Source organism: Promicromonospora sp. NPDC023805 (genome assembly GCF_040639635.1).
Lineage (GTDB): Bacteria > Actinomycetota > Actinomycetes > Actinomycetales > Cellulomonadaceae > Promicromonospora.
Genome location: NZ_JBFAAH010000054.1, coordinates 1 through 11,604 on the forward strand (window position 1 = coordinate 1; position 11,604 = coordinate 11,604).

The following is an 11,604-nucleotide window of genomic DNA, read 5'->3' on the forward strand; positions in this document are numbered from 1 at the left end:
CACGCTCGGGGTCGTCGACTTCTCGATCTTCCCGCACGTCGGCCACCCGATGCTGCCCTACAACACGATGGCCGCCGCCGAGAAGTGGGCGGCCGGGATCGACGGACCGGCGTACGCGATCGACGACGACACCGCCGTCGTCGTGACCGACGGTGTCGTCGAAGTCGTCTCCGAAGGGACCTGGAAGCGCTTCGGCGGCTGAGCGCCCCGCGGTCCCTCGCTCTCAGACGGTCTCGGCGCGCTTCTGCCGTGCGAACCGGGCCGGCAGGTCGGGCCCGTCCCACACCTGGATCGCCCGCCAGATCGACGCGGCGATCGGTACGGCGAGGATGGCGCCGGTGATGCCGACGAGCACCGTACCCGCGGTCAGCGCGAACAGGATGACGAGCGGGTGCAGGCGCAGGGTCCGGCCCATGACTATCGGCTGGAGGAAGTCGCCCTCGAGCTGGTTCACGACGACGACGATCGCTACGACGATGAGCGCTTCGACCGGCCCGACCGCGACGAGCGTGACCAGCGCCGCGAGGATGCCGGCCACTGTCGCGCCGACCAGGGGGATGAAGGCGAGCAGGAAGACGAGCACCGACAGCGGGATGACGAGCGGGACCCCGACGATGGCGAGGCCGATCCCGATGCCGACCGCGTCGACGAACGCCACGATCGCCGTCCCGCGCACGTAGCCGCCGAGCGTGCGGATCGTGGCGGCGCCGACGCGCTGCCCCCGCTCGTACCGGTGGCCCTCGAAGGGCCGCAGCAGGAACTCCCACATCGCCGGGCCGTCCTTCAGGAAGAAGAACAGCACGACGATCATGATGAAGAAGCCGGCAACGAAGTCGGCGGTCTGGGAGACACCCGCGAGGGCACCGGAGCCGAAGGTGTCCGACTGCAGCAGGTTCACGGCCGACTCACGTACCGAGGCGATCTGCTCGCCGGTGATCTGGAAGGGCAGGTCCTGGATGTAGGTCTGGAGGGAGTCGAAACCGTCGAGCGCCTGGGTCTGGAGCTCGTCCCACTGGTCCACGACGGCTCGCACGACGAGCCACACGATCGCCGACAGCAGCGCGACCAGGGCCAGGAGTGCGATCCACGTCGCGAGCAGCGACGGCAGCCCGCGGCGGCGCAGTAGCGAGACCAACGGGTAGATCGCCGCTGCCAGCACGAGCGCGATCAGGACGGGGATCACGACGAGCGTCAGGCGCGTGCCCACGAACCCGAAGACCGCGATGACCGCGACCACCGCGAGGACCTGCAACGACCGCGTGCCGACACGACCGAAGCCGTCGGACCACAGCCGGGACGCGCCGCTCTCGGCGGGCGCGGGCTCGGCCGGTGGCTGGGGTTCGACGCTCGGCGGGGCGGGGCGCGGTGTGCGGCGGCCGAAGAGTCCCATCGCCTGTCCTCCTTGTGCTGGATCCGGCGGACGCCGGACGTGCCGACCGTATTGCGGTCCGGCTCGAGTCGCGCGGTGGCGTGCCCGCGTGTCGAAAGCGCGGAGCCGTGGAACCTTTTGACCACGGTGGTGCGTGGTGGGGGACATGACGAGGGAGAGCACGTGGACATGTCAGCTCAGGTGAGTGATGACCCGCTGGTCCGGATCGAGGTGGCCCGTACGCGGGACCAGGAGTTCACGGCGTTCGTCCATGACTCCGGCCCGTACCTCCACAAGACGGCCCTGCTCCTGGCCGGCGACGCACACCGCGCCGAGGAGCTGGTTCAGGAGACCTTCGAGCGTACCTACCGTGCGTGGCGCAAGGCCCGTGCCGGTGAACCCCGCGCCTACGCGCGGCGCATCCTGCTGAACCTCCGCGTGGACAGATGGCGGCGGTCACGCCGGGAGGTGGTGTCCGACGCCGTCCCTGCCGGGTCGGTGCCTGGGCACGCCGACGGGGTGGTGGTCCGCGACGAGGTGGTGCGCGCGTTGGCGCTGCTCCCTCTCTCGCAGCGTCGGGTCGTGGTGCTTCGGCACCTGCTCGACCTCACGGAGGTGCAGACGGCCCGCGAGCTCGGCGTCGCACTGGGCACCGTCAAGTCAGCCAACGCACGCGGGATCGCCCGCCTGCGCGAGATCTTCCAGGAGGATGAGCGATGAGCATCAACGACACCGACGTGGTCGCTCGCCTGCGCGCGGGGGCCGGTTCGATGACGGGCCGGGACTTCGACACGCACGAGGTTCTGAAGGGGAGCAGGCGCGCGCTACGGCGGCGCCGTTCCTGGCAGGCTGCGGCCGCAGGGATGACGGCGGTGGCGCTTGCCCTCGTGCTCGCCCTCGCGGGGCCGGTGCCGGTGCCCGGGATAGGCAAGGTGGCTCTGCCGGGCAGCGAGCAGATCCGCAGGCTGGTCGGCCTGGAGACCGAGCCCGCCGTCTGCTCGGCCGAGGACCTGACCATCGAGTGGGGCGAGGAGTCGTCCCGGACGATGAACGTGCTGTTCGTGGCGTCCATGGACACCGACGACGGTGTGCAGGAGGCCACGGTCGAGGGCAGTGGTCTGCCCGAGGGCAGAGTTGTCGCCCCGCTCCTGCGACCCGAGGTCGCGCGGGCCCTGCTGCCCCGTGCTGAGCACGACCGAGCGTTCACGTTCATCAAGCAGATCGACAACGGGTACGACCGCTTCACCACGGCCAAGGGCAACCTCCCGGCCAGCGGGTACGCCTGGTGGACCACCAGCGAGCTGCGGAGCCTGCCAGGCGTCGTGCGGTGCGGGGGCCTTCCCGTCACCTTCGACGGCGACGAGTCTGCCAAGTTCACCATCACCTCGTGGAACGGCGAGGACGCCAGCGGCTCCGTGCCCTGCGGCAGCTCACCGAGCGGGCTCAGCCGAGTTGAGCGTGAGGCTCTCGGCTACTGCGAGTACGTCGACTGACGGGTCAGCGGCAGCGCGTCACACCTGCATGTCGACGAACCGCTGGTAGTGGCCCTGGAACGCCACGGTGATCACATCGGTCGGGCCGTTACGGTGCTTGGCGATGATGAAGTCCGCCTCGCCGGCGCGTGGCGACTCCTTCTCGTAGGCGTCCTCGCGGTGGAGCAGGATCACGACGTCCGCGTCCTGCTCGATAGAGCCCGATTCACGAAGGTCCGACATCTGCGGCTTCTTGTCGCTGCGCTGCTCAGCGCCACGGTTCAGCTGCGAGATGGCGATGACGGGTACTTCGAGCTCCTTCGCGAGCAGCTTGAGCGAACGCGAGAACTCGGAGACCTCCTGCTGACGCGACTCGACACGCTTGCCGGACGACATCAGCTGGAGGTAGTCGATGACCACGAGCTTGAGGTCGTGCTTCTGCTTGAGCCGTCGGCACTTCGCGCGGATCTCCATCAGCGACATGTTCGGTGAGTCGTCGATGAACAGCGGGGCGTCCGACACCTTGCCCATGGTCGCGGCGAGCTTCTGCCAGTCGCCGTCGTCCATGTTCCCGCTACGCATCTTGGTCAGCGGCACGCGCGCCTCGGCGGCGAGCATTCGCATGACGATCTCGTTGCGGCTCATCTCCAGCGAGAAGATGACGGCTGCCTGGTTGTGGTGAATGGCCGCATGAGAAGCGACGTTAATACCCAAAACGGACTTTCCGACCGCAGGTCGGGCCGCTACGACGATCATCTGGCCGCCGTGCAGGCCGTTCGTCAGGCGGTCGAAGTCCGAGTACCCGGTCGGCACGCCGGTGAGTCCCTCGCCCCGGCCCTGGGCGGCGTCGATCTCGTCGAAGGTCGGCCCGATGATGTCGGCCAGCGGCAGGTAGTCCTCCGACGCCCGGCGCTCGGTCACCGCGTAGACCTCGGCCTGCGCGTTGTTGACGACGTCGTCGACCTCGCCGCCGTCGGTGGCGTAGCCCATCTGCACGATGCGTGTGCCGGCCTCCACGAGGCGGCGCATGATCGCGCGCTCGCGGACGATCCGTGCGTAGTAGCCCGCGTTCGCCGCCGTCGGTACGCCTGCCATCAGGTCGTGCAGGTACGGGGCACCGCCGACGCGGGCGTGCTCGCCGCGGCGCTGCAGCTCCGCGAGGACCGTGATGGCGTCGGCCGGCTCGCCGCGACCGTAGAGGTCGATGATCGCGTCGTAGATCGCCTCGTGCGCAGGCCGGTAGAAGTCGTTGCCGCGGATCTGCTCGATCACGTCGGCGATCGCGTCCTTGGACAGCAGCATGCCGCCCAGCACGCTCATCTCCGCGGCGATGTCCTGCGGCGGGGTGCGATCGAGGCCCGGCCGTCCCGAATAGCTCGACTCCAGCTCCTCGACCGACATCCGCACCTCCTGCTTTCCACGTCTCATGACATCTTGGCGCACGCTGCACGTGCGCTCGATCGATGTCCTACATCTGTTCTACTCCCCGCCACCCACACGCCCCGGGACTTCGGGGCCGACACGCCTTTGTGTCGTGTGTGACAGTCTCGCCCCGGCTGGCCGGCTGGTAGGTCCCGCTGACGCTAAGCCCCTGCGGACCCGAACGCAATGAGACCTGTGGACGAGCCTGTGCACATCCATGTGGAAAGGTGGCCCAGCCTGTGCATAGTGGGTGGACAACCCTGTCCCCAGTTGTGGATAACCCCTGTGTAAAACATCACCATCCCCTCTGACCTGCACGAACGTAACCCCCAGCCTGTGGAGGAAAGAAAGTTGGGCGAGCCTCGCCACACTCCGGGTTTTCGGCGGTCCATCGACCGCGAGATCCTCGCCCTTGCGGTACCCGCCCTCGGGGCGCTCGTCGCCGAACCCGTCTTCGTGCTTGTGGACAGCGCGGTGGTGGGGCATCTCGGCACGGCCCAGCTCGCCGGTCTCTCGCTCGCGAGCAACGTGCTCCTGGCGCTCGTGGGGCTGTGCATCTTCCTCGCGTACACGACCACCGCGTCGGTGGCCCGGCTCACCGGTGCGGGCAAGGAGCGGGAGGCGCTGCAGTCCGGCATCGACGGGATGTGGCTCGCGCTCGGGATCGGCGTCGTCCTCGTTGCTGTCCTGCTGCTCGCCGCCCCACTCACGGTGACCGCCCTGGGCGCGCACGGCGACGTCGCGCAGCATGCCGTGACCTATCTGCGCTGGTCGGCGCCCGGCCTCGCCGGGATGCTCGTGGTCCAGGCCGCGACCGGCGTCCTCCGCGGGCTGCGCGACACGCGCACCCCGCTGGTCGTCGCGGCCTCCGGCGCGCTGCTCAACGTGGGCCTGAACCTCGCGTTCGTCTACGGCGCGGGGATGGGGATCGCCGGGTCGGGCCTGGGGACGGCCATCACCCAGATCCTCATGGCGGTGGTGCTCGGGGTGATAGTGGTGCGCGGCGCGCGGGCCCGCGGGTCGAGCCTGCGTCCGCACCGGGCGGGCATCCTCTCGGGTGCCCGGGCCGGCGTGCCGCTGGTGATCCGCACCCTCAGCCTGCGCGCCGCGATCCTGCTCACCGTGGTCGTGGCGACCGATCTCGGCGCGGTCGCACTGGCCGGGCACCAGGTAGTGAGCTCCCTGTGGGGCCTTGCCGCGTTCGCGCTCGACGCGCTCGCCATCGCGGCGCAGGCCCTGGTCGGCCATGGGCTCGGCGCCGGCGACGTCGGGCACGTGCGCCTCGTGCTGCGCCGCTGCCTGCAGTGGGGCGTCGGCGTCGGGGCGGCGATCGGCCTGGTCCTGGCGGCGACCGGCTGGTGGATCGCGCCACTCTTCTCGCCCGACGCCGACGTCCGCGTCGCGATCACCCTCGGCATAGCGGTCTGTGGCGTGCTCATGCCGATGGCGGGCTGGGTCTTCGTGCTGGACGGCGTCCTCATCGGCGCGGGTGACGGTCGTTACCTCGCCTGGGCGGGTATGGCGACGCTGGTGGTCTACGTTCCGTTCGCGCTCGCCGTCTCCGCCTGGGCGCCCGATGGCGCACGGGGCCTCGCCTGGCTCTGGCTGGCGTTCGCCGGCGTGTTCATGGCCGCGCGCGCCGCCACTACCGGATGGCGTGCGCGGGGCGACCGCTGGCTGGTGACCGGGGCGTGACCCAGCGCCCCGGTCCGTCCGTCGGCCTGCCCCTCAGACCCGCACCCTGAGTCGGTAGCCCACGCCGCGCACCGAGGCGACCTCGACGTCGCGCACTGGCGCCAGCCGCTTGCGCAGCCGCTTCACCGCCGATGTCACCGGGTCGGAGTCGCCGAGGTACGGCAGCTGCCAGACGCGTGCGGTGAGCTCGGCGAACGACCAGACCCGTCCCGCCTCCAGGGCGAGGGTCGCGAGCAGGTCGAACTCCCGCGCCGACAGATACACGCGCCTGCCCAGCGCGATGACCTCCCGGCCGGCCAGGTCCACGAGCAGCGGCCCGGCCACCAGTGGTTCCAGCGTCGGTGGGGCGGTCATCGGGATCGAACCGCTGACGGCGGGAGTGCCGCCGGTCCGGTCCCGCACGGCACCGGTCCTGCTGCCCAGGGCCGGTTCGGAGCCTGCGCCTCGTGCAGTGCCACGGGCCGCCGTAGCGGCCGCCGCGTACCCGGGCTCCGGCCGGAGCGAAGTCGGGACGGTCGCGCGCAGCACCGGCTGCGCCAGCACGCTGCTCGACGCCGGCCGGAACCGTCCGCGGCGCCCGGTGGCTCCGGCGTCGGCCACGCCGGGCATCGGTGCGGGCAGGGCCGAGGACAGCGCTGTCGACCTGCTCTCGGCCGCGACGAGCAGCGTTGCCTCGGTGAGGTTGTCGCTCTCGGGGAACCGGTCGGTGGGGTGCTCAGCGAGTTGCTGACCGTAGGTCTGGTCCTCCGTCGGGCCGGGGTTGTCGTACCGCTCGGGCTGCGCGCCGAGGACGCGCGGGGTGGCGTCGGCCGGGCGCCGGGGCGCGGCCTGGTTGCCGAGGACGGCGCGGGCGCCCTCGGCGTCAGGTGTGGCGAGCACCGTCGCCCGGCCGCGGAGTAGATGGGCGATCTCGATGATCTGGTCTGAGGGCAGGCCAACGCAGACGACGAGGCCGGGGGTGGAACCTGGTGCGGGATCGAGCGTCACGTGCGTCACCCTCCGTGGATCGGGCCGTTCGGGTACTTACCGGGTTGAAACCGGGCAGCGCGCGCCAGTTTGTCCTCGGGTCGTACCGTTGAGGTCAATTTTTCGTTACCTGCACGTTGCGTGCCGGAAATGACACATTCCCGCCCGGTTGGCATTTTTACGCCACAGATCGCCCGTAAGGGGTGAATTTTCACGCACGCCGGGTGAAGTTTGGTCAGAGTTGTTGACATGGCGGCCACCTCGCACTCGACCGCATTTTGACCGAGAAGTGACCGTCTCCTGACCGTGAACGGACCTTGTTGCCCTGACCTGCGCAAACGACGGTTAGGGATGGCCCACGACCGTGGTCCGTCCAAGCGCATCCGAAGTCGTGGATGCGCCGGGTAATGGAGGGTTCATGCATCGTCGAACTGCTCTCGCACAACGCTCGACAACCGCCACAGCGGTTTTCGCGCTTGTCGCGACATCAGCGCTGAGCGTCGCCCCGGTGGCGTTCGCAGGAACGTCCCCGGCCACAGCGGCGACAACCACGAAGGCCGTGGCGGCAGACCCCGAAGACAAGTTCACCGACTTCGCGAGGGAGATGCTGGCCGAGCGCAAGACCGCCGACTTCTGGGTCGAGATGGCGGACGAGGCGGACCTGACCGACGCCCGCGGCGTCACGAACTGGGACGAGCGGGGGCAGCGCGTCTACGACGCGCTCACCAGCACCGCCGAGACGTCCCAGGCGAGCCTGATCAAGCAGCTCGAGGCGGCCGGTGCCGACTACGAGAGCTATTGGATCAGCAACCGGATCCTCGTCCAGGACGGCACGCTGGCGCTGGCGGACAAGCTCGCGAAGAGCGGCGAGGTCCAGCGGATCAGCGAGACGGTGCAGCTGAACCTGGTCGAGCCGGTCAAGCGGACCGACGTCAGCGACAAGGGCACCCTTGCCGTCGAGTGGGGCCTTGACGCCATCAACGCCCCCGAGGTCTGGGAGATGGGCTACACGGGCGAGGGCATCACCGTGTCGAACATCGACACCGGCGCACAGTACGACCACCCGGCCCTGGCCGACCAGTACCGCGGCAAGCAGGCCGACGGCACGGTAGTGAACGACTACAACTGGCAGGACACCTCCGGCTCGGCCGAGCTGCCGTTCGACGACAACGGCCACGGCACGCACACCATCGGCACGATGGTCGGCGACGACGGCAACGGCAACCAGATCGGTGTCGCTCCCGGCGCCGACTGGATCGCCACGAACGGCTGCGACAGCTGCTCGGACGCCGCCCTGCTCTCGTCCGGGCAGTGGATCGTCGCCCCGACCAAGACCGACGGCAGCGACCCTGACCCGTCGAAGCGGCCCAACGTCGTCAACAACTCGTGGGGCCTCACCGCCGCGGGCAGCATCGACGACTGGTACACCGACACCACCGCGGCCTGGGAGGCCGCAGGCATCTTCGGCACCTGGTCCGCAGGCAACTCCGGCCCCGGCTGCACGACGACGTCGTCCCCCGGCGCCAACACCGGCTCCTACTCGGTCGGCGCGTTCGACGTGAACGGCGCCATCGCCGGCTTCTCGTCCCGCGGTGCCGGCGAGGACAGCCTGGTCAAGCCCAACATCTCTGCCCCCGGCGTGAACGTGCGCTCCTCCATCCCTGGTGACGGCTACGCCGCCTTCAACGGCACGTCCATGGCGGCCCCGCACCTCGCGGGCGCGGTGGCCCTGCTGTGGAGCGCGGCCCCCGCCCTCATCGGTGACATCGAGGGCACGCAGGCCCTGCTCAACGATTCCGCCGTCGACACGAACGACACCACCTGCGGCGGTACCGCTGACGACAACAACGTGTGGGGCGAGGGCAAGCTCGACGTCGCCGCACTCATCGACGCCGCCCCGATCGGTGCGACCGGGTACGTCAACGGCACCGTGACCGACGCCGCCGGCGCCCCGGTCGCCGGGGCCGACGTCACGGTCGACGGCGAGCGGGACCGCACCGTCAGCACCGACGAGGACGGCACCTTCAGCGCGCGCGTCGCCACCGGCGACTACACGGTGTCCGCATCCGCCTTCGGGTTCCTGACCTCGACGCCGGCCCCCGCGGCCGTCACCGAGGACGGCACCGTCGACGTGCAGATCACGCTCGAGGCCGCCCCGTCGCACGCCGTGACGGGCACCGTCACCTTCGCCGGATCGGGCGACCCGGTAGCGGGCGCCCCGGTCAGCCTCGGCAGCCACTTCGAGGACACCACCACCGGCGCGGACGGCACCTTCGCCTTCGCCGACGTCCCCGAGGGCACCTACCCGCTGACCGTGGAGATGGGCGGCTGCGCCTCCACCTACGAGGCAGACGTCGTGGTCGACGGCGCGAAGGACGTGCCCGTCGAGATCACCGCCGTGACCGACGCCTTCGGTTACTCCTGCGCCACCTCGACCGGTGACTACCTGCAGGGCGACACCAAGTCGACCCTCACCGGCGACGACGTGCAGACGTCGCTCGACCTGCCGTTCAGCTTTCCCTTCTACGGCGTGAGCTACGACAGCGCGTTCGTCACCTCGAACGGTCACCTGAACTTCCTGGCCGGCACGACGGCCTACGCGAACGGCGCCATCCCGAGCAGTGCGGCGCCGAACGCCGCCCTGTACCCGTTCTGGGACGACCTCAACCTCGACGCGGCCGCCGGCCTGTACACGGGCACGACGACGGTCGACGGCAAGGACGCGTACGTCGTCGAGTGGCGCAACGTGCGCAAGTACAGCCCGGCCACCGACCGGCTGAGCTTCTCCGTCACGCTCGTCGAGGACGGCACGGTCATCTACGGCTACGGCGACACCACCGACACCGACACCGCCAAGGGCAGCTCGGCGTCGATCGGTATCGAGAACGAGTCCGGCACCGTCGGCATGCAGTACTCCAACAACACTCCAGCGGTCTCCGCGGGCCTGAGCATCACCTACACGGCTCCCGTCCTCGCGTTCCTCGAGGGCACCGTCACCGACCTCAACACGGGTGACCCCGTCGAGGGCGCCACGGTCACGGCGACCGCCGACGGCGTCACCCGGACCGCCACGTCGAGCGAGGACGGCACGTACTCGGCCATCGCCCTGCCCGGCGACTACACCGTGGAGGTCACGGCGCCGGACTACGAGTCCGAGTCGGGCACCGTCACCCTCGAACCGGAGGGCACCGGTACGTTCGACGCGGCGCTCGCTGCGGGCAAGCTCGCCGTCAGCGCCGGGTCGATCAGCGCCACTCTCCCGCTGGGCAGTTCCACGACCAAGCGGTTCACGGTCAAGAACGAGGGCACCGCGCCGGCCGACGTCGAGCTGGTCGGCACCGGTGGTGGCTTCGACATCCTGGGTGCTGACGGCGCCGCCGTCATCCAGCACCCGCAGGGCGAGGCGACCGTCGCCAGGTCCACGAAGCCGTCGGCGAAGGCCGGCGGGTCGTTCGGTACCTCGGGTTCGCGGCTGCAGGCCGCGGGCAAGGGCACCACGGGCAAGGTCGTGACGCCGGAGTCCATCCCGGTGTCGCCGAACGCCACGACCATCACCCACTCGACGTCGCAGGAGATCGCCGAGCTCAGCTCGGCCTCGTGCGGTGGCCTGGCGGGGACGACGGAGAACCGCTTCTTCCGGACGTTCACGCTGAGCGACTTCGGCATCGACGGCGACTTCGACGTCTCGGAGGTCTCCTTCGGGGTGGAGCAGGCGACGGCGCAGAGCCTTACCGTCAACCTGCACACCCTGGACGGCGCCCTCACGTTCGCCAACCTGACCAAGATCGGGACGGCCGAAGCCGCCATCCCGGCCTCGACCCTGACGATGATCTCGGTGCCCGTGGCGGGCGAGGTGCCGGCCGGCTCCACGCTCGTCGTCGAGATCGTCTCGGCCAACCAGCAGGCGACCGGTGGTGTCTTCTACATCGGGTCCAACGGTGCGGGGCAGAGCGCGCCGTCGTACCTCTCCGCCCCCGACTGCTCGCTCCCGGAGCCGGCGACGACGGACTCCATCGGCTGGCCCGACATGCACATCGTCATGAACGTCTCCGGTGACACCGCCGGTGGCGGCAGCATGGACTGGGTGACGACGACCCCCGCCGAGTTCACGCTCGCACCGGGCCAGAGCAAGACCATCACGGCGGCCCTGAACGGTGTGGTGGCCCAGCCGGGCACGTTCACCGGCTCGATCGTCGCCGACGCCGCCACGCCCTACGACGCCCCGTCGGTGGACGTGTCCATGAAGATCAACCCGCCGAAGAGCTGGGGCAAGCTCTCCGGGACCGTGGGCGGCTTCACGCCCGACGGCGTCGTGTCGCTCGGGGACTCGGTGGTCCAGCTCAACGGCCGCTTCTCGACGGTCACCCTGGTCACGGGGGCCGACGGCAAGTACGAGTACTGGTTCGACAAGTCGGAGCGCACCGCACAGATCATCGCGACGGCCAACGGGTACGTCCCGCAGGTCGGCTCCGCGAAGGTGGCGGCGGGCACGAACGTCGTGACCGACTTCGAGCTCGACCCGCTCAAGTAACCCGGCATCCGTGAGATAGAGCGGTCCGCGAAGTAGAGCGCCTGTCCGAGTCTCCTTGAGCTACTCAGGGACCTCGGAAGGCGTGAGCGCATCGTCGCGGCACCGCTCGTCGTCGGACTGCTGGTGCTCGGACTTGTACCGGGCCTGGC

Annotated in this window: 7 protein-coding genes and 1 pseudogene; 5 read left to right on the forward strand and 3 right to left on the reverse strand. The window is 69.9% G+C overall.

From position 1 onward, the window contains the following. Positions 1-202 (forward strand): annotated as a pseudogene (locus AB0F70_RS27275) (peptidase E); the annotation flags it as partial. A gap of 21 nt (positions 203-223) precedes the next feature. On the opposite strand, the gene AB0F70_RS27280 reads toward AB0F70_RS27275, so the two are convergent. Next, on the reverse strand, positions 224-1,390 hold the full coding sequence (locus tag AB0F70_RS27280) for an AI-2E family transporter (RefSeq protein WP_357456428.1): 1,167 nt from the start codon (positions 1,388-1,390) through the stop codon (positions 224-226). A gap of 168 nt (positions 1,391-1,558) precedes the next feature. On the opposite strand from AB0F70_RS27280, the gene AB0F70_RS27285 reads away from it, so the two are divergent. Then, complete coding sequence (locus AB0F70_RS27285; RefSeq protein ID WP_357456444.1) at positions 1,559-2,089, forward strand: SigE family RNA polymerase sigma factor; 531 nt, start codon at positions 1,559-1,561, stop codon at positions 2,087-2,089. Continuing rightward, a complete protein-coding gene (locus AB0F70_RS27290; protein ID WP_357456431.1) occupies positions 2,086-2,862 on the forward strand; it encodes a hypothetical protein in 777 nt (258 codons plus the stop codon). The genes AB0F70_RS27285 and AB0F70_RS27290 overlap by 4 nt, the downstream gene beginning before the upstream one ends. Positions 2,863-2,880: 18 nt before the next feature. Here the strand turns inward: AB0F70_RS27290 and dnaB are convergent, their stop codons facing one another. Further along, positions 2,881-4,242: a replicative DNA helicase gene (dnaB, locus tag AB0F70_RS27295; RefSeq protein ID WP_357456447.1), complete on the reverse strand. Its 1,362-nt coding sequence runs from the start codon at positions 4,240-4,242 to the stop codon at positions 2,881-2,883. Positions 4,243-4,614: 372 nt separating this feature from the next. Between dnaB and AB0F70_RS27300 the strand changes: the two genes are divergently transcribed. Then, positions 4,615-5,958, forward strand: coding sequence for an MATE family efflux transporter (locus AB0F70_RS27300; RefSeq protein ID WP_357456434.1), 1,344 nt, complete (start codon positions 4,615-4,617; stop codon positions 5,956-5,958). A gap of 33 nt (positions 5,959-5,991) precedes the next feature. Here AB0F70_RS27300 and AB0F70_RS27305 read toward each other — a convergent pair whose 3' ends face one another. Beyond that, on the reverse strand, positions 5,992-6,945 hold the full coding sequence (locus AB0F70_RS27305) for a winged helix-turn-helix domain-containing protein (protein WP_357456437.1): 954 nt from the start codon (positions 6,943-6,945) through the stop codon (positions 5,992-5,994). 487 nt (positions 6,946-7,432) lie between these two features. Between AB0F70_RS27305 and AB0F70_RS27310 the strand changes: the two genes are divergently transcribed. Beyond that, entirely contained in the window at positions 7,433-11,455 is a 4,023-nt protein-coding gene (locus AB0F70_RS27310; protein WP_357456440.1) for a carboxypeptidase regulatory-like domain-containing protein, read from the forward strand. Positions 11,456-11,604 lie beyond the last annotated feature (149 nt).

Excerpts from the sequence above, each read along its gene's own strand:
- AB0F70_RS27290 (WP_357456431.1), top strand. The coding sequence starts at position 2,086 with ATGAGCATCAACGACACCGACGTGGTCGCTCGCCTGCGCGCGGGGGCC.
- AB0F70_RS27280 (WP_357456428.1), bottom strand. The coding sequence starts at position 1,390 with ATGGGACTCTTCGGCCGCCGCACACCGCGCCCCGCCCCGCCGAGCGTC.
- dnaB (WP_357456447.1), bottom strand. The coding sequence starts at position 4,242 with ATGTCGGTCGAGGAGCTGGAGTCGAGCTATTCGGGACGGCCGGGCCTC.
- AB0F70_RS27285 (WP_357456444.1), top strand. The coding sequence starts at position 1,559 with ATGTCAGCTCAGGTGAGTGATGACCCGCTGGTCCGGATCGAGGTGGCC.